The organism is Bradyrhizobium sp. 172 (genome assembly GCF_023101065.1).
Lineage (GTDB): Bacteria > Pseudomonadota > Alphaproteobacteria > Rhizobiales > Xanthobacteraceae > Bradyrhizobium > Bradyrhizobium canariense_D.
In genome coordinates, this window is record NZ_CP064701.1 from 7897100 (window position 1) to 7920849 (window position 23750).

Annotated in this window: 16 protein-coding genes and 1 pseudogene; 13 read left to right on the forward strand and 4 right to left on the reverse strand. The window is 64.2% G+C overall.

The features are described from left to right. Positions 1-187: 187 nt before the first annotated feature. Positions 188-1885, forward strand: a complete 1698-nt coding sequence (locus tag IVB07_RS37360; protein WP_018455875.1) for an alpha-amylase family protein — start codon at positions 188-190, stop codon at positions 1883-1885. 158 nt (positions 1886-2043) lie between these two features. Here the strand turns inward: IVB07_RS37360 and IVB07_RS37365 are convergent, their stop codons facing one another. Further along, a complete protein-coding gene (locus tag IVB07_RS37365; protein ID WP_018455874.1) occupies positions 2044-3642 on the reverse strand; it encodes an alpha-amylase family glycosyl hydrolase in 1599 nt (532 codons plus the stop codon). A gap of 171 nt (positions 3643-3813) precedes the next feature. Between IVB07_RS37365 and IVB07_RS37370 the strand changes: the two genes are divergently transcribed. Further along, positions 3814-4494 (forward strand): MBL fold metallo-hydrolase, encoded by a 681-nt coding sequence (locus IVB07_RS37370; protein ID WP_018455873.1) that lies wholly within the window; start codon positions 3814-3816, stop codon positions 4492-4494. A gap of 118 nt (positions 4495-4612) precedes the next feature. On the opposite strand, the gene IVB07_RS37375 is transcribed toward IVB07_RS37370, so the two are convergent. Both IVB07_RS37375 and IVB07_RS37380 read right to left on the reverse strand, forming a co-directional pair. After that, positions 4613-5779 (reverse strand): PHB depolymerase family esterase, encoded by a 1167-nt coding sequence (locus IVB07_RS37375; protein WP_026233043.1) that lies wholly within the window; start codon positions 5777-5779, stop codon positions 4613-4615. Positions 5780-5926: 147 nt separating this feature from the next. Further along, positions 5927-7332 (reverse strand): annotated as a pseudogene (locus tag IVB07_RS37380) (MFS transporter). 230 nt (positions 7333-7562) lie between these two features. Here IVB07_RS37380 and IVB07_RS37385 point away from each other — a divergent pair. Beyond that, a complete protein-coding gene (locus tag IVB07_RS37385) occupies positions 7563-8798 on the forward strand; it encodes an LLM class flavin-dependent oxidoreductase (protein WP_018455870.1) in 1236 nt (411 codons plus the stop codon). 64 nt (positions 8799-8862) lie between these two features. Further along, positions 8863-10239 (forward strand): cytochrome P450, encoded by a 1377-nt coding sequence (locus IVB07_RS37390; RefSeq protein WP_018455869.1) that lies wholly within the window; start codon positions 8863-8865, stop codon positions 10237-10239. A gap of 99 nt (positions 10240-10338) precedes the next feature. Here IVB07_RS37390 and IVB07_RS37395 read toward each other — a convergent pair whose 3' ends face one another. Then, positions 10339-11181: a glucose 1-dehydrogenase gene (locus IVB07_RS37395; protein ID WP_018455868.1), complete on the reverse strand. Its 843-nt coding sequence runs from the start codon at positions 11179-11181 to the stop codon at positions 10339-10341. Between the two features lie 195 nt (positions 11182-11376). On the opposite strand from IVB07_RS37395, the gene IVB07_RS37400 reads away from it, so the two are divergent. From IVB07_RS37400 to IVB07_RS37440, 9 genes are all read left to right on the forward strand, one after another. Beyond that, positions 11377-12342 carry a sensor histidine kinase gene (locus IVB07_RS37400; protein ID WP_085349750.1) on the forward strand — a complete coding sequence of 322 codons (966 nt, stop codon included), beginning with the start codon at positions 11377-11379 and terminating at the stop codon, positions 12340-12342. Positions 12343-12550: 208 nt separating this feature from the next. Beyond that, the gene (locus tag IVB07_RS37405; protein ID WP_018455866.1) at positions 12551-14287 is read left to right on the forward strand and encodes an EAL domain-containing protein; all 1737 of its coding nucleotides are present in this window, start codon (positions 12551-12553) and stop codon (positions 14285-14287) included. A gap of 219 nt (positions 14288-14506) precedes the next feature. Next, positions 14507-15691, forward strand: a complete 1185-nt coding sequence (locus IVB07_RS37410; RefSeq protein ID WP_018455865.1) for a substrate-binding domain-containing protein — start codon at positions 14507-14509, stop codon at positions 15689-15691. A 167-nt stretch (positions 15692-15858) separates the two neighbouring features. Then, on the forward strand, positions 15859-16635 hold the full coding sequence (locus tag IVB07_RS37415; RefSeq protein ID WP_018455864.1) for an ABC transporter ATP-binding protein: 777 nt from the start codon (positions 15859-15861) through the stop codon (positions 16633-16635). Then, a complete protein-coding gene (locus IVB07_RS37420; protein ID WP_018455863.1) occupies positions 16632-17354 on the forward strand; it encodes an ABC transporter ATP-binding protein in 723 nt (240 codons plus the stop codon). Before IVB07_RS37415 ends, IVB07_RS37420 begins: the two co-directional genes overlap by 4 nt. After that, positions 17351-18361, forward strand: a complete 1011-nt coding sequence (locus IVB07_RS37425; RefSeq protein WP_247295907.1) for a branched-chain amino acid ABC transporter permease — start codon at positions 17351-17353, stop codon at positions 18359-18361. The genes IVB07_RS37420 and IVB07_RS37425 overlap by 4 nt, the downstream gene beginning before the upstream one ends. After that, entirely contained in the window at positions 18358-19443 is a 1086-nt protein-coding gene (locus IVB07_RS37430) for a branched-chain amino acid ABC transporter permease (protein WP_026233042.1), read from the forward strand. The genes IVB07_RS37425 and IVB07_RS37430 overlap by 4 nt, the downstream gene beginning before the upstream one ends. Before the next feature lie 136 nt (positions 19444-19579). Beyond that, complete coding sequence (locus IVB07_RS37435; RefSeq protein WP_247295905.1) at positions 19580-22690, forward strand: EAL domain-containing protein; 3111 nt, start codon at positions 19580-19582, stop codon at positions 22688-22690. 1 nt (position 22691) lies between these two features. After that, complete coding sequence (locus tag IVB07_RS37440; protein WP_018455859.1) at positions 22692-23747, forward strand: diguanylate cyclase; 1056 nt, start codon at positions 22692-22694, stop codon at positions 23745-23747. Positions 23748-23750 lie beyond the last annotated feature (3 nt).

A 23750-nucleotide genomic window follows, 5' to 3' on the forward strand; every position in this document is an offset into this window, starting at 1 on the left:
GACCCCAAGGGATCGTTGGTGCACGAGGGGATCACCACCAGTCCTCGTCAAATTTCGGCCTGTGGTATTCGGTCCTGGATCTGCGCTTCGCTTGTCCAGCACGACGGCGGGGTACGGAACCGCTCTCGCTCTTAACACTTATCACGCAGCCGCCGCACCTCGGCGGAACCACCGAGGCTGCGCGCGCATGATCGACGATCTCTGGTACAAGAACGCCATCATCTATTGCCTGTCCGTCGGCACCTATATGGACGCCAACGGCGATGGCATCGGCGATTTCAAGGGCCTGTTGCGCCGGCTCGATTATCTGCACGGCCTCGGCATCACCACGATCTGGCTGATGCCGTTCCAGACCTCGCCCGGCCGCGACGACGGCTACGATGTCGCGGATTATTACAGCGTCGATGCCCGCTACGGCACGCTCGGCGATTTCGTCGAGTTCACTCATGGCTGCAAGCAACGCGGCATTCGCGTCATCATCGATCTCGTCGTCAACCACACCTCCGACCAGCATCCCTGGTTCAAGGCGGCGCGGAGCGACAGGAATTCGCCCTACCGCGATTGGTATGTCTGGTCCGACAAGAAGCCGGCCAACGCCAATCAGGGCATGGTCTTTCCCGGCGTTCAGAAATCGACATGGACGCGCGACAAGGAAGCCGGCGCCTGGTACTTCCACCGCTTCTACGATTTCCAGCCCGACCTCAACACCTCGAACCCGCGCGTGCAGGCCGAGATTTTGAAGATCATGGGCTTCTGGATCCAACTCGGCGTCTCGGGCTTTCGGATGGATGCCGTGCCTTTCGTCATCGCGACCAAAGGCGCCAAAGTGAAAAAGCCGGCCGAACAATACGACATGCTGCGGACGTTCCGTGAATTCCTGCAATGGCGGCAGGGCGATGCCATCATCCTCGCCGAGGCCAACGTGCTGCCGAAGACGGACATGGAATATTTCGGCCGTGATGCCGACCGCATGCATATGATGTTCAATTTCCAGGTCAACCAGCATCTGTTCTATGCGCTGGCCTCGTCCGATTCCCGCCCGCTGGGGAAAGCGCTGAAGGCGACCAAGCCGCGGCCCGCCTCGGCGCAATGGGGCCTGTTCCTGCGCAATCATGACGAGCTCGATCTCGGGCGATTGACCAAGGCGCAGCGCGACACCGTGTTCAAAAGCTTCGGTCCTGACAAGGACATGCAGCTCTACGACCGCGGCATTCGCCGTCGCCTGGCACCGATGCTCGGTGGCGACCGCCGGCGGCTCGAGCTCGCCTACAGCCTGATGTGCACGCTGCCGGGAACGCCCGTGATCCGCTACGGCGACGAGATCGCGATGGGCGATGATCTTTCGCTCCCCGAGCGCAATTGCGCGCGCACGCCGATGCAATGGTCGACGGAGCCGCATGGCGGCTTCACCACCAGCGACAAGCCGGCCTTGCCCGTCATCGACGAAGGACCGTACGGCTATCCGCACGTCAACGTCGCCAAGCAGCGGCGCGATCCCAACTCGATGCTGAACTGGACCGAGCGCATCGTCCGCATGCGCAAGGAGGTGCCGGAGATCGGCTGGGGCGATTTTTCGATCATCGCGACGCGCGATCCCGCCGTGTTCATCATGCGCTATGACTGGCGCAACAATTCCGTGCTGTTCGTGCACAATCTCGACGAGAAGCCGCGCGAGATCGCGTTCTCGGCGGGGCTGCCAGGCGAGGCCGGCGCGCACCTGATCAATCTGCTCGCGGAGGACCACAGCCACGCCGACAAGCGCGGCCAGCACCGCGTCGTGCTGGAGCCCTATGGCTATCGCTGGTACCGCGTCGGCGGATTGGACTATCTGTTGAAGCGGAGCGATATCGACGGGACGGTGCGAGGGAACAAGCATCCGGGGTAGTCAGTGCGACCACGCACTCCGTTGTCGTCCTGGCGAAAGCCAGGACCCATTACCCCAATAGGTGATTGTTGTACGAAGCTATCACCACGAATCTTCGTCAAACCACTCCCTGGGGCAATGGGTCCTGGATCTGCGCTTCGCCTTGTCCAGGACGACGGTCAGGGTGGCGTGATGATCACGCCCTCGTTGCCGCGCAGATCCAGCACGCCTTCGATCCGCTCTCGCTCGCGATCCAGGAATGTCGACAGCAGAATCTCGCTGCCGAACCTGATCGCGCTGGTGGTGACCGCGATCGGCTCAGGGCCGAGATTGAGCACCACGGTCACCGCCCTGCCCTCGGCCTCGCGGCGATAGATCAGGAGATCGCCTTGCGCGGCAAGCGGATGATAGTCGCCCGCGACCAGCGGCGGACAGCCCTGCCGCAACGCGATCAGACGCTTATAGAGCGTCAGGATCGAACGTGAATCGGCCTCGAGATCGACGACGTTGTTGCGGATGTGATCCTCCGGCAGCGGCAGCCATGGCCTGACGTCCGAGAAGCCGGCGAAGTTGGAAGAATCCCACTGCATCGGTGTGCGGCAGCCGTCGCGGCCGACACCGATGCCGGGCACGTTCTTCTCGAAGGGGTCGCGCACGTCCTCGGGCGCGATCGCGAGCTGATGCATGCCGATCTCGTCGCCATAGTAGAGCGTCGGCGTGCCACGCAGCGTCAGCAGCAGCATGGCGGCGACGCGGGCCTGCTCCGGCCCGACGCGGCTTGCGACGCGTGGACGGTCATGATTGCCGAGCACCCAGTTCGGCCAGGCGCCCTTCGGCAGCGCCTTCTCGTAATCCTCGACGATTTTCTCGATCGAGCGCGCGCTCCAGAAGGTCGAGAGCAGCGCGAAGTTGAACGGCATCTGCGCGCCGGTGAGATCGTTGCCGTAATAGGCCATGAGGCGATGCAGCGGCAGATAGATCTCGCCGATCAGGACGCGGGCATCATAGGCATCCGTGACGCGGCGCATCTCGGCGATGACGTCGTGCACCTCCGGCTGGTCGGTGGAATATTGCGTCATTATCTTTTCGTTCGGCGGCCGGCCCTCGGCATAATGCGGATTGGGCGGGTTGTCGCGGAACTCGGCGTCCTTAATCAGATGCCAGATCACGTCGACGCGAAAGCCGTCGACGCCTTTCTCCAGCCAGAACCGCATCACGTCATAGATTGCCGCGCGGACATCGGGATTGCGCCAGTTGAGATCCGGCTGCTGGGCGAGGAAGGCGTGATAGTAGTATTGGCCGGTGGTCTCGTCGAACTGCCACGCGCTACCGCCGAACTCGGACAGCCAATTATTCGGCACGCCGCCACCCTCGTCCGGGTCGCGCCAGATGTACCAGTCGCGTTTGGGATTGTCGCGCGAGGAACGGCTCTCGACGAACCAGGGATGCTGGTCCGAGGTGTGGTTCGGCACGAGGTCGAGGATCAGCTTAAGGCCGTTGTCGTGCGCGGCGGCGAGAAGCGCATCGAGATCCGCCATCGTGCCGAACAGCGGCTCGATGCCCGTGTAGTCGGAGATGTCGTAGCCGAAATCGGCCATCGGCGAGGGGAAGATCGGCGACAGCCAGATCGCGTCGACGCCGAGCGATTTCACATAAGGTAGCCGCTGCAAAATGCCGGCGAGATCGCCGACACCGTCGCCGTTTGAATCCTGAAAGGAGCGCGGATAGACCTGATAGAAGATGCCGTCGCGCCACCAATCGCTGCCGCCCTGAGCCATGCGGGAAATCCATCCAAAACTGCTTGTTGCGCGGGAGAACGCGGAAGGAGCGCTCCGGTTCAAACCAGCAGGCGAATTGGGACGGCCGTGTGACGATGTCTGCGGTTGTTCCCAGGCCCCGGGGAGAAATCTTTTGCTTGGCGGCATGGCAAAAATCGGCATTGTGGCGCCATGACCGAGCAAAACGAGACACAAGCTGAGGCCAGCGCGAAGGCAGGCGCGATCATCGTCCCCGTGACGCTGTTCGAGCAGAATTGCACCATCATCTGGGACGAGCCTTCCAAGAAGGCCGTGGTGATCGATCCCGGCGGCGACGTGCCGAAGATCCTGGACGCCATCAAGCAGACCGGCGTCACCGTGGAGAAGATCTGGCTCACCCACGGCCATATCGACCATGTCGGCGGCGCGGCCGAACTGCGCGACGAGCTGAAGGTGCCGATCGAGGGCCCGCACGTCGCGGACAAATTCCTGCTCGACAACGTGGTCGAGAGCGGCGCGCGCTTCGGCATGACGGGGGTGCGCAATTTCGAGCCGGACCGCTGGCTCGACGAAGGCGACAGCGTGGCCATCGGCGATCTCCAGTTCGAGATCTATCATTGCCCCGGCCACTCGCCCGGCAGCGTGGTGTTCTTCAACAAGGACTTGCGCTTCGCCCATGTCGGCGACGTCCTGTTCGCGGGCTCGGTCGGTCGCACCGATCTGCCCGGCGGCAGTCACGCGACGCTGATCGACTCGATCAAGACCAAGCTGCTGCCGCTCGGCGACGATGTCGGCTTCATCTGCGGCCATGGCGCCGGCTCGAGCATCGGCCAGGAGCGGATGACAAATCCGTTCATCACCGGCGAGATGTGAGCGCCTATTCCGCGGCGTCTGCGAACGCCGCGGGCTGGCTCAGGTTGCGGTCACCCCATTCGCGGATCGCAGCGACGACGGGCACAAAACTCCTGCCTTATCGGCGCGACGGCCTGAGTTACTTCATCAATCCCGCGGCCGTGAGCGCGCGCGTAATGATCTGGCCGAGATCGAAGCCGCGGGCCTCCTCGCGCTTCGGCTCGGCCGGCTCTTCGGCGATCGCGGCGCGGATCGAGCGCGCCAGATGCGGCGCGGGCGAGCGGGCCGGCGTCGGCTTTGCCTCCGCCTTCTTCGCAGCGTCGGGAATCCAGCCGGTGAGGCCGAAGAATTTGGCGATGTGATAAGACGAGGAGATGCCGGCCTCGATCAGGAACGCGCCTTCCACGCCATAGCGCTGGTCGTTGTCGGCAAGGCCGAGCGGCGTGCCGTGGGCCATGTCGGTGATGGCGTAGGACTCGACGAGCGTCTCGCCGTCCTTGTTCCACCAGGCCTGGCGCGGATAGCCGTCGATGTCAGTTTCCGCCATCGGCGCCTCGGGCAGATCGTGCAGGTCGAGCCATTGCTTGACGATCTCGTTGGCATTGCCGGGATTGACGGTGCGATCGGCGCTGCCGTGCCACACCGAGATCCTCGGCCAGGGCCCGCGATGATTCGAGGCCCGCCGCACCAGATCGCCAAGTTCACGCGCCGGCCGCTCCGGGGAATGAAACATGCCGTCGAGCGCCTCGCGCAGATTGGTCGCGATGCCGTAGGGAAGTCCCGCGATCACCGCACCGGCCGCGAAGACTTCAGGGTAGGTCGCGAGCATCACCGACGTCATGCCGCCGCCGGCCGACAGGCCCGTGATGAAGATGCGCTTGGGATCGACGCGATGCGTTTCCGTCATATGCGCGATCATCTCGCGAATCGAACAGGCCTCGCCACTGTCCCGCGCCGTGTCTTCCGGATGGAACCAGTTAAAGCAGGTGTTGCTGTTGTTGATGCGCTGCTGCTCGGGCATCAACAGCGCGAAGCCGTAGTGCTCGGCGAGCGTCGACCATCCGGCACCGAGGTCGTAGCTTGCCGCCGTCTGACCGCAGCCGTGCAGCACGACGACGAGCGCGCGCGGCTTCTGCAGTTGCGGCGGCACGAACGCGAACAGGCGCAGATTGCCGGGATTGTCGCCGAAGCCCGTGACCTCTTGCAACGGACTGGACGCATCGGCGCTCCGGCCAAACTCGGCGAAGCGCAATCCGTCCAGCTTTGGCAGACGTCTCAAGAGATCGACATTTCTGGTTAACGACACGGCAGCTCCTAGCAGGCGACGTTCAACGTCCACCCAAACCAAATAGTTGCTGCAGCGCAAAATAAAAAGACCGTGTGCTGTCGATGAGGTGCTAAATCTCAGGAAAGCCTGCAGAAATCAGCACGCATTAACCGCAATGCCTCAACTTCATGCAGATACCCGGCGCATCCACGCCAGGAATGCGGCGCAGATCATGATTAATGTTGCGAACAGTGCGAGCGAGACGAGAAATCCTGCGCGCGCTGATTGCACCGCTTCGACGGCGAAAAACATGGCGCCGATTGCGGCCACTCCGGCCGCATTTCCGACTTGCGCCGTGGTGCCGTACATGCCGGAGGCAGAACCGGCGGCCACAGGCTTCACCGTCGAGAGCACCGCGCCGGAGAGCGGCGCCATCACCAGCCCCTGACCGTAGCCGAACACGATCATGGTGAGCGCGAGCAGGAGCGCGGACGGCGCGTCGACAGAGAACGCGACCAGCGCAAGGGCCGCGAGGCCCGCGATCTGAAGCGCGCAGCCTTCGATCAAGACCCTGGTGCCGCGATGGCGCGCCCGTGCGCCACTATGGCGCGAGGCCACGACGAAAGCGAGCGCGAGCGGAATGAAGGCCATGCCGGCCGCGAGCGGCGGGATTTCAGCCCTCGCTGCATGAACAGCGTCATGACCAGATAGAACGAGAGATTGGCGGAGAAGAAAAAGAACGCCGCGCCAAGGCCGCGCAGGAAAGCGGCGTCCGCCAGCAGCGAGAGATCAATCAGCGGCATGCCGCCGGCGCGTGTCACCGCATGCTCCAGCTTCGGGAACCCCAGGAGGATCGCGGCGCCGACCGCCATCACCAGCCACAGCCACGGTGCCCAGCCGACATCGTGACCCAGCAGCAGCGGACCGATCATGCACAGCAATCCGGCGAACAGGACGATGCTGCCCGTGATGTCAAGCCGTGTGCCGGCGCGATGCGGTGCCGAGGGCATGATGCGCCAGGCCGCCACCGCGATCACGAGACCGCACGGCACATTGACGAAGAACACCGAGCGCCAGCCGGTGCCGGCGAGATCGATCGTGACCAGGAGACCACCGAGCAGAAAGCCCGCGGCACCCGCGAGTCCCAGCACGATGCCGTAGATGGCGAAGGCGCGGTTGCGCTGTTCGTCGGTGAACAGGAGATGCAGCGTCGCCAGCACCTGCGGCACCATCAGCGCGGCGGAGGCACCCTGCGTCAATCGCGCGACGATCAACTCCGAACCGGATCGCGCCAGTCCGCACCACAGCGACGTCAGGGTGAAGCCGAGCAGACCTGCCAGGAACACGTTCCTGGTGCCGTGAATGTCGCCAAGCCGGCCGCCGGTGACGACCAGCGTGGCATAGGCGATCAGGTAGATCGCGATGACGGATTCGATCTGAGCCGGCGACGCCTTCAACTCGACCGCGATGGTGGGAATGGCGACGTTGACCACGAAGGCATCGACGCCGAACATGAACTGGGCGGCCACGACGATCGCCAGCACCCACCAGCGACGCGACGTGTCGACCTGCTTTGTGACGGTTTGATGCATCGGCGCGTGATCCTCGGATGTCCTTGCCGATCATCTCAGACCGCATGCGGCGCCGCGATTACCTCGAAGGTAGGATCCTCGCGCGTTCCGCCTCTCTCAGCGTGCCGGGAGAGGAAGACGACATACGCATGGCTGCATTCCGCCGCGCGGGACATCGCACGATTGCGTTCGCTGTCTCCAGCACGTAGCTTCGCGCCACAAACAAAAAAATGTAAGCCGGAGAGAACGCCATGGCGCGCCTGAAGTTCGGAGCCTTCCTTGCCCCGCATCATCCGATCGGGGAGCATCCGATGCTCCAGTTCCGGCGCGATCTCGACCTGGTCGAGCAGTTGGATAGCCTCGGTTATGACGAGTTTTGGTGCGGCGAGCATCATTCCTCCGGCTGGGAGATGATCGCCTCCCCCGAGATGTTCCTGGCGGCCGCCGGCGAGCGCACCAAGCGGATCAGGCTCGGCACCGGCGTGGTGTCGCTGCCCTACCATCATCCCTACAACGTCGCGCAGCGCATGGTGCAGCTCGACCACATGACCGGCGGCCGCGCCATCTTCGGCTCGGGTCCCGGCGCGCTCGCCTCCGACGCGCATACGCTCGGCATCGATCCGATGACGCAGCGCGACCGCCAGGACGAAGCGATCGGCGTGATCCGCCGCCTCTTCAGCGGCGAGCGCGTCACGGCGAAGAGCGACTGGTTCACCATGAACGACGCCGCGCTGCAGCTCCTGCCGTTGCAGGAGGAAATGCCCTTCGTCGTGGCCTCGCAGATCTCGCCCTCCGGCATGACGCTCGCCGGAAAATACGGAATCGGCATCATTTCGCTGGGTTCGATGACGACTCAGGGGCTGATGTCGCTGCAGCAGCAATGGCAGTTCGCCGAGGACGCGGCGAAAAAGCACGGCACCAAAGTCGATCGCGCGAACTGGCGCGTGCTGCTGACCTGGCACATCGCCGAGACCCGCGAGCAGGCGCGCCGCGAGGCCGGCCCCGGCCTAATGCGCTGGCACAATGAATATAATGTCGGCACGCTGCAACGGCCCGGGCTCACCGCGTTCGCCTCACCCGACGAGGCCGTGGACAAGACCGCTTTCGTCGACGGCGCGGCCTCCGTCATCGGCACGCCCGACGACCTCGTCAAGATGATCAAGAACGTGATGCAGGTCTCCGGCGGAATCGGCGCCGTCATCGGCTTCGTGCACGACTGGGCCAATCCGGAGAACACGCGCCGGAGCTGGGACATGGTCGCGCGCTACGTGGTGCCCGAGATCAACGGCTACATCGACGGCTTGCGCAAGTCGCAAAAATTTGTGATCGAGAACCGCGCGATCTTCGAGCGCGCGGGACAGGCCGTGATGGCCAAGATCATGGAAAACGAAAAGGCCGCCGAGGCGCTGAAGGTGACCGGCGCCGGCCGCGTTGCGATTCCGGCCGTCAATGCGCCGGATTTGCAGAAGGAAGCGGCGAAGCGGTAAGCGCGGAGTCATCGCAGCTGGATTGTGTTATGTTGGCCGGGTCTAGCCAACCGGAGCAATCGTCATGTCGATGCAGAATGTGGCCGCCCCTGCGCACGGCTTCACTCCGCCCAAGCGCAACGAGCTGACCCACATCCCCGGCGACGAAGGCTGGCCGATCATCGGCAAGACCTTCCAGGTGCTCGCGGACCCCAAAGGGCATATCGAGGCGAACGGCGCCAAATACGGCCTCGTCTATCGCACGCATTTCTTCGGCGAGACCAATATCGTGCTGCTCGGCCCCGAGGCCAACGAGCTCGTGCTGTTCGACCAGCAAAAGCTGTTCTCCTCGACCCATGGCTGGAACAAGGTGCTCGGCCTGTTGTTTCCGCGGGGATTGATGCTGTTGGATTTCGAGGAGCACCGGCTGCACCGCAAGGCGCTGTCGGTCGCATTCAAGTCCGGCCCGATGAAGTCGTATCTGAGCGATCTCGACCGCGGCATCGCCGCCCGCGTCGCGCAGTGGAAGGCCAAGCCCGGCGAGATGCAGCTTTATCCGGCGATGAAGCAGCTCACGCTCGATCTCGCCGCCGCGTCCTTTATCGGCGCCGATATCGGGCCGGAGGTCGACGAGATCAACCGGGCCTTCGTCGACATGGTCGCCGCTGCCGTCGCCCCGATCCGCCGACCGCTGCCCGGCACGCAGATGGCGGCCGGCGTCAGGGGACGCAAGCGCATCGTGGCTTATTTCCGCGAGCAGATTCCGCTGCGACGCGGCAATCTCGGCGGTGATGATCTGTTCTCGCAGCTCTGCCGCGCAACCCACGAGGACGGCGCGCTGCTCTCGGAACAGGACATCATCGACCACATGAGCTTCCTGATGATGGCGGCGCACGACACGCTGACCTCGTCGCTGACGTCGTTCATTGGCGAACTCGCGGCAAATCCCGGCTGGCAGGACAAGCTTCGCGCGGAAGTCATGGCGCTGGGGCTCGCCCCTGACGCGCCAAGCAGCTTCGACGATCTCGAAAAGATGCCGCTGTCGGAGATGGCGTTCAAGGAAGCGCTGCGGATCAAGCCGCCGGTGCCCTCGATGCCGCGCCGAGCCGTGCGCGATTTCAGCTTCAAGGGTTTTTCGATTCCGGCCGGCACTGCGATCGGCGTCAATCCGCTCTACACCCACCACATGAAGGACATCTGGCCGGAGCCGGATCGCTTCGATCCGCTGCGCTTCACCGAAGAGGCCCAGCGCAACCGCCACCGCTTCGCCTGGGTGCCGTTCGGCGGCGGCGCGCATATGTGCCTCGGCCTGCACTTCGCCTACATGCAGGCCAAATGCTTCGCGCGGCACTTCCTGCAGAACATCGAGGTGTCGCTGGAGCCCGGCTACAAGCCCGACTGGCAGATGTGGCCGATCCCGAAGCCGCGCGACGGATTGCGGGTGCGGGTGAAGGCGGTTTGAGCATCGCAGTCGTCATTGCGAGCGAAGCGAAGCAATCCAGACTGCGTCCGCGGAAGCGGCCTGGACTGCTTCGTCGCTTCGCTCCTCGCAATGACGAAACTATCCGCCCCCCTGATCGAACGCCTTGCGCAGGGCCACGTAGCCCTGCTGCTGCTGGCTCCAGTTGCGGCCGCCGGTCATCGCGCCGTCGATGACGAGGTCATGGCCGTTGATGAAGCTGGATTCGTCGCTGGCCAGGAACACCGCAGCATGGGCGATGTCATCGGGAAGGCCGGCGCGCGGGATCGGCTGCGCGGTCTTGTAGACCTCGCGCATCACCGCCGGCGTCTTCTCCGCCGCGTCGGTCGAAAGCCCGAGCGCCTTGCCGAAAATGCCGGTCGCGATGGCGCCGGGCGAGATCGAGTTGACGCGGACGTTGGATTCGCCGAGCTCCATCGCCACGCATTTGGTGAGATGGATCACCGCCGCTTTGGCTGCACCATAGACCATCGATGACGAGAAGCCGGCAAGACGGCCGGCGATGCTGCCATTGTTGATGATGCTGCCAGATCCCTGCTTCTTCATGTGCGGCGCGGCGTGCTTCATGCCGAGCATGACGCTGCGCAGCAGGGTCGCCATCGCCGCGTCAAAGCGCTCGACCTCGAGGCCTTCGATGCCGCCGGTCTGCGCCGGACCGCCGGCATTGTTGAACAGGCAGTCGATGCGGCCGAATTTGTCCACCGCGAGCGCGATCACCGCCTGCATCTGCGCTTCGACCGTCACATCCGTCTGGCGGAAGACGCAATTCGCCCCGAGCTGCTTCGCCAGCGCCTCGCCTTCCGGTATGCGCCGGCCCGCGATCACAATTTTGGCACCTTCGGCAACGAAGACTTCTGCAGTCCGCAACCCGATCCCGCTCGTCGCGCCCGTGATCACCGCGACCTTGCCATCCAGCCTGCCCATGGAATGTCCCTGTTTTCGAACCCCTTGACGCCAAATGGCGGACACCGATCGACGACGGCGCCGCGACGGTCGGCGCCGCGGCAGGCACTATTCCTGCCGGCTTCCGACAAGGCAAGCTTTGCTTGGGGCCGGCGACATGCGTAACATTCCTGGCGATCGCTCGATTGTCGAACGCATATCGCGACCGGACTGCGCATGGGGAAGCTGATCGACGAATTCCGCAAGGGCTGGCAGGGCGTGGCACCGCCGTCGCTCGGCCTGAGCCTTGCGTTTGCGGTCGCCTGCCTGCTGGTTGCGACGCTGGCGCGCTGGGCCCTCGCCCATGTGCGGCCCGACGTCTATTTCACGCCGTATTTCCCGGCCGTGTTCTTTGCAGCCGCGTTCGGCGGCTTCCGCATCGGCATCATCACGGCGCTGGTGGGCGGCGTGCTCGGCGTCGTCGTGAATTTCGGCGATGCCTTTGCCGATAACGCGCGATTCGCCCTGCTGGCGCTGTATTGGGCGGTCTGCGCGCTCACCATCTGGGGCGTCGAGCACTATCGCTCGCTCCTCGTCGAGCAGCGGCGGATTTCCAGACGCCTGATCGAGGAAGAAGACTACCGCAAGCTGCTGGTCGACGAGCTCCAGCACCGGCTGAAGAACAAGCTGTCGACGGTGCATGCCGTGCTGCATCAGGTGCTGCACGATCAGCCGCAAATCTGGGCCCGGATCGATCCGCGGCTGCGGTCGCTTGCCGCGACCGACGATTTGATCTCACGGATCGACAAGGCCGGCTGCGACATTCGCGACCTCCTGATCTCCGAGCTCGGCCCTTACGGCCATGTCCGCTTCACGCTCAACGGCGACCGGCTGTTCCTGCCGCCGAAACTTGCGGTCACGCTGTCCCTGATGTTTCACGAACTCGCCACCAACGCGGGGAAATATGGCGCGTTCTCCGCGCCGCGCGGGTTGTTGCAGGTGTCATGGACCGTCAGCGACGATCGCCTGACCGTGACCTGGGATGAAACCGAGGGTCCGAGCGTCGACAAGATCTCCGAGCCGGGTTTCGGCACCAAGCTGTTGAAGTCGGCGCTGTCGGCCTTCGACGGCAAGACTGAGGTTTCCTATCTCAGGACCGGACTTCATTGCACCATGCAATGCCGTATCCCCAAGGACGGTTAGACGCGGCGCCAACGAAACCCGTTCGCGCGCGTCGTTCGCGGTTTCACCGGACGCGTTGACGCCCTGTTAATGACGATAGGCTGCGCGCGTCGCATCGCCGCAAAACACCACCGTAATTCTCCGGGCCCCTTAACCAAACTTAAGAGGGAACCGCGCAAGATCGCGGCCATTGCAAAGGCGCGCTGAAACAACAAGATTCATGACTTCTATGAACGACAACAAATATTCCGGCGCGAGCGAAGCCGAACTCGGATTTCTCAAGGAAATCGTTAGAATGCTGCCTGCCGGCCTGACCGTGCAGGACGCGCAAGGCGAACTTCTCCTGGTCAACGATGTCGCGGCTGCCCAGCTCGGCATGGACGGCAGCCGCCCCTCGCGCGATCTAGCGTCGCGCCTCGAAGCCTGCCGGCAGGCCCTGAGCTCCGGCCAGGCGGTCGTCGCCGAGGAAGCGCTCCACGACGGAGCCGCACGCCAGGTGCTGCTGACCACCCATCGTCCGGTCCGCCTCGACGGACGCGAGCTGCTGATCTCGGCCTCCTCTGACATCACCGAGCAGAAGAATTTCGAAGACCAGCTGTTCCGCTCGGCCTATTTCGACGATCTGACCGGCCTGCCCTCGCGGCGCGTGATCGAGCATCGCGCCACCAGCCTGCTCGCGCAGGGTCGCACGGGCGATCGCTTTGCGCTCGCCTTTCTCGACGTCGACAATTTCAAGCACATCAACGACTATTACGGGCACGCCGTGGGCGACGCCCTGCTGGTCGAGCTGTCGAAGCGGCTTGGACGCGGCTTGCGCGACTCGGACATGCTGTCGCGCATCTCCGGCGACGAATTCCTGCTGCTGCTATCGCCGATCCAGAACCAGGAGGAAGTCGCCGAATTCATGCAGTCGACGCTGGAGCGGCTGACCGCGCCGTTCTTCATCGACAATTCGGAAGTGTTCGCCTCAACCTCCGTCGGCATCAGCCTCTACCCCGATCACGGAAGCAGCTTCGAGACACTGCGCCAGAACGCCGACATCGCGATGTACCGCATCAAGAATGACGGCAAGGGATCGGCGGCCTTCTTCGATTCCAGCATGGAACGCGAGGCGCTGGCGCGGATGAAGATCGAGCAGTCGCTGCGGCAGGCCATCCTGGAGAAGCGCTTCTGCTGCGCCTTCCAGTCCAAGGTCGACATCCGCACGCAGGACGTGAAGGGCATCGAGGCCCTGGTGCGGCTGCGCGACGACGAGGGCGTGATCCAGGCGCCCGGCTCGTTCATCAATCTTGCCACCGAACTCGGGCTGATCGACGAGCTGACCCATCTCGTGCTCGCCGAGATCGTCAAGTCGATCGACCTGATCAACGAGACGTTCGGTGCGGAAGCGACCATCAGCATCAACGTCGCGGCCAAGCAGGCCGGCAACCCGGAATTCATGCGCAGCTTTGCCCAGGCGCTCGACGACACCGGCTTTCCGCAGCGCTTCATGATCGAGGTGACGGAAGACGCCTTCGTCGCCAAGAATCATTTCCAGGCCGAGATCCTGCCGATGTTCCGCAAGCTCGGCGTCGCCATCTCGATCGACGATTTCGGCACCGGCTATTCCTCGCTCTCGGCGCTGGCCGACATCACCGCGGACGAGATCAAGATCGACCGCTCCTTCATCACCGATATCCATAAGCGTCCACGCAACCAGGGCATCCTGCGCGCGATCGAATCCCTGAGCGAAGCGCTCGGCATGACCGTGATTGCCGAAGGCATCGAATCCTACGAGGAGCTCGCCTACCTCCAGGCTGCGACCAAGATCCGTTACGCGCAGGGCTATTACTTCTCCCGGCCGATCTTCCTGGAGGAGCTGAAGCTCGCAACGCCCATTTCCAGCGAAGCACGCGCCAGCGTCACAAACCGCTCGACGCAGCAGAACCGGCAGGGCTATTCCCGCGCGAACGGATACCGGCGGTAACCCCGGGCCTGAGTCGTTACTTTGCAAAGCCTGAGCAACCCGTTCCACGGGTGAGGTCAACAATTGCATCTGCCGATTTCTTCGGCAGAAGCGATCCGGCTCGGCCGGGCCGGACAATATCACACATGCCCGTCGCGTGGTCCGCCGGAAGGTGGAATTGCAATGTCCGCACGGTTGTGCAAATCGCTATGGCCAAAGAACTCATCAGGAGGGACCATCGTGCGCCGATCGCTCATCTTAACAACAACCATCCTCGCCCTCGCCGCGGGCACCTCCGCACAGGCCGACGATCTCAAGATCGCGCTGATCTATGGCAAGACCGGCCCGCTCGAGGCCTATGCCAAGCAGACCGAGACCGGCCTGCAGATGGGGTTCGAATACGCCACCAAGGGCACCATGACGCTCGACGGGCGCAAGATCGTCGTCATCACCAAGGACGACCAGGGCAAGCCGGATCTCTCCAAGGCCGCGCTCGCGGAAGCCTATCAGGACGACAAGGTTGACATCGCGATCGGCACGACCTCGTCGGCCGCGGCACTCGCGATCCTGCCTGTCGCCGAGGAAAACAAGAAGATCCTGATCGTCGAGCCCGCGGTCGCGGATCAGATTACCGGCGAGAAGTGGAATCGCTACATCTTCCGCACCGCGCGCAACTCGTCGCAGGACGCGATCTCGAACGCGGTCGCGATCGGCAAGCAGGGCGTCACCGTCGCGACGCTGGCGCAGGACTACGCCTTCGGCCGCGACGGCGTCGCCGCCTTCAAGGAGGCGCTCGGCAAGACCGGGGCGACGCTCGCCGCCGAAGAATATGCCCCGACCTCGACCACCGACTTCACCGCGGTCGGCCAGCGCCTGTTCGACGCGCTGAAGGACAAGCCGGGCCGCAAGGTGATCTGGGTGATCTGGGCCGGCGCCGGCAATCCGCTGGCGAAACTCCAGGACATGGATCCGAAGCGCTACGGCATCGAACTGTCCACCGGCGGCAACATCCTGCCGGCGCTCGCCGCCTACAAGGGCCTGCCCGGCATGGAAGGCGCGACCTATTATTTCTACGCGATCCCGAAGAACCCGGTAAATGACTGGCTTGTCGCCGAGCACCAGAAGCGCTTCAACGCGCCGCCGGACTTCTTCACCGCGGGCGGATTCGCCGCGGCGATGTCCGTCGTCGCCGCCGTCACCAAGGCGAAGTCGACCGACACCGAGAAGCTGATCACGGTCATGGAAGGCCTGGAGTTCGATACGCCCAAGGGCAAGATGATGTTCCGCAAGGAAGACCATCAGGCGCTGCAGAGCATGTATCACTTCAAGGTCAAGGTCGATCCGAATGTCGCCTGGGCCGTGCTCGAGCCGGTGCGCGAGCTGAAGATCGAGGACATGGACGTTCCGGTCAAGAACAAGCGCTGATCTTTCTTCCTTCACCTCTCCCGCTTGCGGGAGAGGCCGGGAGAAGGCTCTGTCCTCTTGGGGTTCTCGCCTGAGGAGACACCCTCTCCCACCCTCTCCCGCAAGCGGGAGAGGGAGCGCAGCCTGATCGCGGACAAATTCTCCTCTCATCATTTGCCAGATCCGCCATGACGCTGACCCTCGAAACCCGCGACCTCACCATCCGCTTCGGCGGCCATGTCGCGGTCAACAGCGTCACTTGCAGCTTCCGCCCGGGCGAACTCACCGCGATCGTCGGCCCGAACGGCGCCGGCAAGACCACTTATTTCAACCTGATCTCCGGCCAGCTCCGCGCATCGAGCGGCAGCATTCTGTTCGACGGCACCGACATCACCCAGCATTCCGCGCCGATGCGGACGCGCGCAGGCCTGGGGCGCGCCTTCCAGCTCACCAACCTCTTTCCGAATCTGTCGGTGGAGGAAAACGTCCGCCTCGCGGTGCAGGCCGCCAACGGCACTCACTACGACATGTTGCGGCCCTGGATGGTCCGCCGCGATCTGATCGCCCGCGCCGATGCTATCCTGGATCAGGTCGCGCTCGGCGGCCGCCGTGGCGTCGCCGCGACCGCACTGTCGCATGGCGATCAGCGCAAGCTCGAGGTCGCGCTGATGATGGCGCTCGAGCCAAAGGTGTTCATGTTCGACGAGCCGACCGCGGGCATGAGCATCGACGAGGTGCCGGTCGTGCTGAACCTGATCGCGCAGCTCAAGCAGGACAAAAGCAGGATCATTCTCCTGGTCGAGCACAAGATGGACGTGGTGCGATCGCTCGCCGACCGCATCATCGTGTTGCATAACGGGCAGCTTGTTGCGGACGGCAGGCCTGCCGAGGTGATTGCGTCACCGATCGTGCAGGAAGCCTATCTCGGCGTCGCGCCCAATAAAGTTGCAGGGAGCGCAGCATGACCGATCTGTTGAGGCTCTCCGGTGTTCACACTCATATCGGCCGCTATCACATCCTCCAGGGCATCGATCTCGCTGTCGCGCAGGGGCAGACCACGATGCTGCTCGGCCGCAACGGCGCCGGCAAGACCACGACGTTGCGCACCATCATGGGCCTCTGGCAGGCCTCCTCCGGCGAGATCAGCCTCGCCGGCGAGCGCATCGAGAGCCGTGCGACGCCCGACATCGCGCGGCTCGGCGTCGGCTACGTGCCGGAGAGCATGGCGGTGTTCTCCGACCTCACGGTGAAGGAAAATCTGGTGCTGGCGGCGCGCGACGGACCACTCGACGACGCCCAGCTGGACTGGATTTTTGGCTTCTTCCCCGCGCTGCGCCGGTTCTGGCTGTCGCGCGCGGGAAGTCTCTCGGGCGGACAGAAGCAGATGCTGTCGATTGCCCGCGCCATCATCGAACCCCGCAAGCTCCTGCTGATCGACGAGCCGACCAAGGGGTTGGCGCCGGCGATCGTGATGGCGCTGATCGAGTGCCTGAAGGAGATCAAGCGCAAGGGCGCCACGATCCTGATGGTCGAGCAGAATTTCTTTGCCGCCCGCGAGCTCGGCGACAACGTGCTGGTGATGGACAACGGCACCATCGTTCATCGCGGCGAGATGGCGGCCTTGGCCTCAGACGTGCCGCTGCAGGAGCGGCTGCTCGGCCTGAGCCTGGAGACGCATCAATGACCGAGCTCGCCGCAACCGATCCGCTGCCGAAGCCGAAGCGCGACATCGCGCCGATCCTGCTGCCGATCGCGGTCGCCCTGGTGATGATCCCGCTGATCGGCTCGCCCAGCACCTGGCTGACGCTGACGGCCGCGAGCCTCGCGATGGGCATGATGATCTTCATCATGGCCTCCGGCCTGACGCTCGTGTTCGGCCTGATGGACGTGCTCAATTTCGGCCATGGCGCCTTCATCGCGGTCGGGGCCTATGTCGCGACCCTGGTGCTGGCGCCGTTCGCCGCTTCCCTCCAGGCGGATTCGCTGTGGACTAACCTCGCGGTGCTGGCGCCGGCGGCACTGCTGTCGATGGCGGTATCCGGCGCGCTCGGGCTGGTTGTCGAGCGGGTGCTGATCCTGCCCGTCTACGGTCAGCATCTGAAGCAGATCCTGATGACGACGGGCGGCCTGATCGTCGCCGAGCAGACGCTCTATGCGGTGTGGGGGCCGCAGATCATCCCGACGCCGCTGCCGACGTCGCTGCGCGGCTCCTTCATCCTCGGCGACGTCGCGATCGCGAAATACCGCGTGCTGGCGACGCTGATCGGCCTCGCCGTCTTCATCGCGATCCAGCTCGTGCTCAACCGAACCAAGCTTGGCCTTCTGATCCGCGCCGGCGTCGAGAACCGCGAGATGGTCGAGGCGCTCGGCTATCGCATTCGCCGTCTGTTCCTCGGCGTGTTCATGACGGGATCGGCGCTCGCCGGCCTCGGCGGCGTGATGTGGGCGCTGTATCGCGAGCAAGTCCACGCCTCCATGAGCGACGACCTCACCGTCCTGATCTTCATCGTCGTCATCATCGGCGGCCTCGGCTCGATCGGCGGCTGCTTCATCGGCGCGATCCTGGTGGCGATGATTGCCAATTACGGCGGCTTCCTGGTGCCTAAGCTCGCCCTCGTCTCCAATATCCTGCTGATGGTCGCCATTCTGATGTGGCGGCCGCGCGGCCTCTATGCGGTGACCAGCCGATGATGATCCTGTCAGGCGATCCGCCGCGCAGCCGCGTGCTCACGCTCGTTCTCGTCCTCATCATCCTGGCGCTGGTGGCGACGCCGTTCCTGTCTCCCGGGGCGAAGGCGCTGAACGTCGCGGCCAAGATCTGCGTCTTCGCCGCGCTGGTCGCCTCCTACGACCTCCTGCTCGGCTATACCGGCTCGGTGTCATTCGCACACACCATGTTCTACGGGATCGGCAGCTACGCGATCGCGATCGCGCTGTACGGGATGGGCCCGAATTGGGGCGCGGTCGCAACCGGCATCGTGGTCGGCCTGCCGCTTGCCGCGCTGCTTGCGCTTGCGATCGGACTGTTCTCGCTGCGGGTTGCCGCGATCTTCTTTGCCATGATCACGCTCGCGGTCGCATCCGCCTTCCAGGTGCTGGCCTCGCAGCTGTCCTGGCTGACCGGCGGCGAAGACGGGCGCAGCTTTCAGCTGCCCGAGCTGCTCAGGCCCGGCACGGTGCTGATCTCGAAGAACGTGCTGGGATTCGAGGTCAACGGCCGCCTCCTGACCTACTATCTGGTGTTCGCCGTCTCGGCCCTGATGATCCTCGCTTTGCTGCGGGTGGTGAACTCGCCGTTCGGGCGCGTGCTGCAGGCGATCCGCGAAAACCGCTTCCGCGCCGAGGCGCTCGGCTTCCGCACCGTTTTCCACCTGAGCTACGCCAACTGCATCGCCGCACTGGTCGCCGCCGGCGCCGGCATTCTCAATGCACTGTGGCTGCGCTATGCCGGTCCCGATACCTCGCTCAGCTTCTCGATCATGCTGGACATCCTGCTGATGGTCGTGATCGGCGGCATGGGCACGATCTACGGCGCGATCATCGGCGCCACCATCTTCATCCTCGCCCAGAACTATCTGCAGGCGCTGATGGGCGTCGCCTCCAAGGCGGCCTCGGAAGCCGGCCTGCCACTGCTGCCGGGGCTGTTGCATCCAGACCGCTGGCTGCTGTGGCTCGGGCTGCTTTTCATCGCCAGCGTCTACTTCTTTCCGACCGGCGTGGTCGGACGGCTGCGCAATCTCGGCGGCGACAAGAGCGCGAGCGGATCGCATTAACGCGTGATTCATGATGCAGCGCGGCGGCTCGCTCGGCGCAACCGTATTCGTGCAACGAGATTAACGCCCAGGTAACTGGCTTTCCTAAGCTTTACGCCATTTGTGCGGTGTATTCCTGTCCTTCCAGGGGGAGGGAATGCGCCAGGTCTTTGCAGAGATTGCGTCACGAATGTTCCTAGCCGCGAAGCACGGCTGGGAGGCAGCCATCCGGCGCGGACCGGTGCTGTGGCTTACTTTGTGCGGCGTGTTGCTGGTCGCCGGGATCTTCGCGGTGACCGCCATGGCCGTCGGCGAATTTCGCGAACGTACCCTGACCAACCGCGAGCGCGAGCTGGAAAACACGGTGCAGCTGATCGCGCGGCACTTCGATCAACAATTCGAAGATGCGGACGTCGTCGCCGCCGATGTGATCGGGCAGATGAATCTGCCGGAGATCAGTTCCGCCACGGCTTTCCGCGAGCGCATGTCCGGACCCGCGACGAACCAGATGCTGCGGAGCAAGATCAGCTCGGTGTCTTATCTCGGCGACATCGCGATCTACGATGCCGACGGCGAGCTGATCAACTGGTCGCGAGCCCAGCCGCTGCCCAAGATCAACATCTCCTCGCGCGCCTACTTCCAGACCTTCAAATCCGATCCGATGGCCGAACCGGTGATTCTGGAGTCGGTCCGCAGTTTCATCATCGGCAAATGGACCACGATTGTCGCACGTCGGCTGAGCGGCGTGGACGGCAGCTTCCTCGGCACGATGGTCCGCCGGATCGATCCGGACAGCTACCAGAACTATTTCGCATCCGTTGCGCTTGCGGAGGGCACGGCGATCTCGCTGTTCGACCGCAATGGCAAGATGCTGTCGCGCTACCCGCATGTCGAAGAGCTGATCGGCAGGGACTTCAAGGACGCGCCGCTGATGCGCAAGATGCTGGCCGAAGGTGGCCGGCACACCCTGCGCGTCAGGGGCCCGATCGACGGCGACGAGCGCCTCGGCTCCGGCGCCTCGCTTTCGCATTTCCCGCTGGTCATCGTCGCGACCAACACCACGAGCGCGGCGCTGGCCGACTGGCGGCAGCAGACCGGTTTCATGGTCACCACCGCCGCGCTTTCGGCGACCGTGATTGCGCTGATCCTGTTCCTGATCGTTCGCCAGATCAGCCGTCAGAATCGGGAGGCGCAGCAGCGGCTGGAAGCGGAGCGAGGGCGGCTCGACACCGCCTTGAACAACATGTCGCAAGGGTTGATCCTGTACGATGCAGCCGGATACATCGTCACCTGCAACCGCCGCTACGCCGACATGTTCGGCCTCTCCCACGACGTCATCAAGCCCGGCTGTCACATCCGCGAGGCGATGTATCATCGCAAGGAGCGCGGCGCGTTCGAAGGCGATGTCGAGGCATTTTGCGCCGACGTCATGAGGATCGTCGCGGAGGGCACGGTCTCCACCAGAAGCCATCACTTGCCGAGCGGCCGCGCTTTCCAGGTCATCAACACCCCACTCGCGCAGGGCGGATGGGTGGCCACGATCGAAGACATCACCGAACGCCGCAATCTGGAGCAGGAACGCGACCGCAACTACATGTTCCTGCGCGAGATCATCGACCACATCCCATCGCAGATCACGGTGAAGGATGCTCAAACGCGGCAATATCTGCTGGTCAACCGGACCGCGGAAGAGCAATTCGGCCAATCGAGTGAAAACATCGTTGGCAAGACTCCCTTCGACATTTACCCGGATGCCTCCGCCAGAGTCGTCACCGACGACGACAGCAAGGCGCTGCAGATGACCGAGGGATTGTTCAAAGACGAACATGCCTGGCAGAGCCAGGCCAAGGGAATGCGCTACATCACCTCGACCCGGATCGGGATCCGCGACAATTCCGGCGAGCCGCGTTACCTCATCAACGTGGTCGAGGACGTCACCGAACGACGGCGCGCCGACGAGAAGATCGCGCATATGGCGCATTACGATGCGCTCACCGACCTGCCCAACCGGACGCTATTCCGCGAGCAGATCGAGCGCGAACTTGAGAAGGTCGGCGGCGGCAGTCAGTTCGCGCTGCTCTATATCGACGTCGACGAGTTCAAGGGCATCAACGATTCGCTCGGCCATCACGTCGGCGACGAGCTGTTGAAGGGAATCGCCGCCCGCATCCGCGGCTGCCTCGGACAGGACGACCTGATCGCGCGGCTCGGCGGCGACGAATTCGCGGTGATCCAGACCGGCATCAAGTCGTCCGCCGACGTGGTGTCATTCGTGACGCGGATCTTCGAGGCGATCCGCCGGCCCTATCACTGCTTCGGCCATCAGCTCTCCACCGACGCCAGCATCGGCATCGCGATGGCGCCGCAGGACGGCACCGATCTCGACCAGCTCATCAAGAATGCCGATCTCGCGATGTACGGCGCCAAGGCCGGAGGACGCCGCGCTCACCGCTTCTTCGAGCCGGAGATGGATGCGAGCGCCAAGGCGCGCCTGAGCCTGGAGCAGGATCTGCGGCAGGCCCTGGTGAACGGCGGTTTCGAGATCCACTATCAGCCGCTGGTCGACTTGCGCACCAATGAGGTCACAGGCTGCGAGGCGCTGCTGCGCTGGCGGCATCCCGAGCGCGGCATGGTGTCGCCGGCGGAGTTCATTCCGATTGCCGAGGACACCGGCCTGATCAACGAGCTCGGCGACTGGGTGCTGCGCATGGCCTGCAACGAGGCCGCGACCTGGCCGGCGCATGTGCGTGTCGCGGTCAACGTCTCGCCGGTGCAGCTCAAATGCGACACGCTGGCACTGCGGATCGCCGGCGCGCTCGTCGCTTCCGGACTTGCCCCCTCCCGGCTCGAGCTCGAGATCACCGAGGCCGTGCTGATCCGCGACGACGAGGCGGCGCTCTCGATCCTGCACCAGCTCCGCGCCATCGGCGTGCGCATCGCGCTCGACGATTTCGGCACCGGCTACTCCTCGCTCAGCTATCTGAAGCGCTTTCCGTTCGACAAGATCAAGATCGACCGCTGTTTCGTCGCTGATATCGCCGAGACGAGCGGCGCGCCCGTGATCGTGCAGGCGGTGGTGAACATCGCCGCCGCCAGCGACATGACCACGGTCGCGGAGGGCGTCGAGACCGAGGCGCAGCGCGAGATGCTGCGTGCGCTCGGCTGCACGGAGATGCAGGGTTATCTCTTCAGCAGACCGAAGCCGGCCAGCGAAGTGCGAAAGCTGTTCGGTTCGAGCCATGCCTTGCCGGTGGCGGCGGTGGCCTGAGATGGCGAAGCCGGGGAAAACGCCAGCCAAGACGGTCGACGTTGCGGATTCCTATGCCGTGCGGCTGATGCAGCATCTGGTGGTGCCGACCTTCGTGATCGACCCCAAGCGCCGCGTCGTGATCTGGAACAGGGCCTGCGAGCGGCTGACCGGTGTCGCCGCCTCCGAGGTGATCGGCACCAATAAGCACTGGCAGGCCTTCTACGAGACCAGGCGCCCTTGCCTCGCTGACCTCGTCGCGCTCGACCGCCCGGAACAGCTGCCGGCGTTCTATTCGGAATATGCCGCGCGCGGTCATAACGGGCTCGGCTTCAGCGCCGAAAACTGGTGCGTGATGCCGAAGCTCGGCAGCCAGCTCTATCTCGCCATCGACGCCGGCCCCATTCACGACGAGGCCGGCCATCTGATCGCGGTGGTGGAGACTTTGCGCGACCTTGCCGACCAGAAGCGCGCCGAGATGGCCCTGAAGGAGCTTGCCACCAAGGACGGGCTGACCGGCCTGTCGAACCGCCGCGCGTTCGACCAGATGCTGATGAGTGAATGGGCCCGCGCCCAGCGGACGCAGAAGCCCATGGCGCTGCTGTTCGTCGATGTCGATCATTTCAAGCTGTTCAACGACCGCCACGGCCACCAGAGCGGCGACGAATGCCTGCGCGCGGTCGCGTCCGTCGTCAGCCGGTATGCCGTGCGCCCGCTCGATCTCGCCAGCCGTTATGGCGGCGAGGAATTCGCGCTGATCCTGCCGGACATGGGTTGCGATGCCGCCTGCGCCATCGCCGACGAAATCCGCTGCGCGGTGATGGCCTTGCGGGTCACCCACGGCGCCATCGGTGCCGGCGAGCACGTCACCCTGAGTGTCGGCGTCGCCAGCCACATTCCGGACGAAACCGACGACAGCCCCCAACGGCTGCTGGGCGCGGCCGACCAGGCGCTCTATGCGGCCAAACGGCTCGGCCGCAACCGCGTCATGTGCTCCGAACGGCTGCTCGCCGAGTTCGCCAAGCTCGGGCGGGACGGCGTGCCGGTTCCTGACCGCGCGACTCGTAAATCAGCCTAGCCC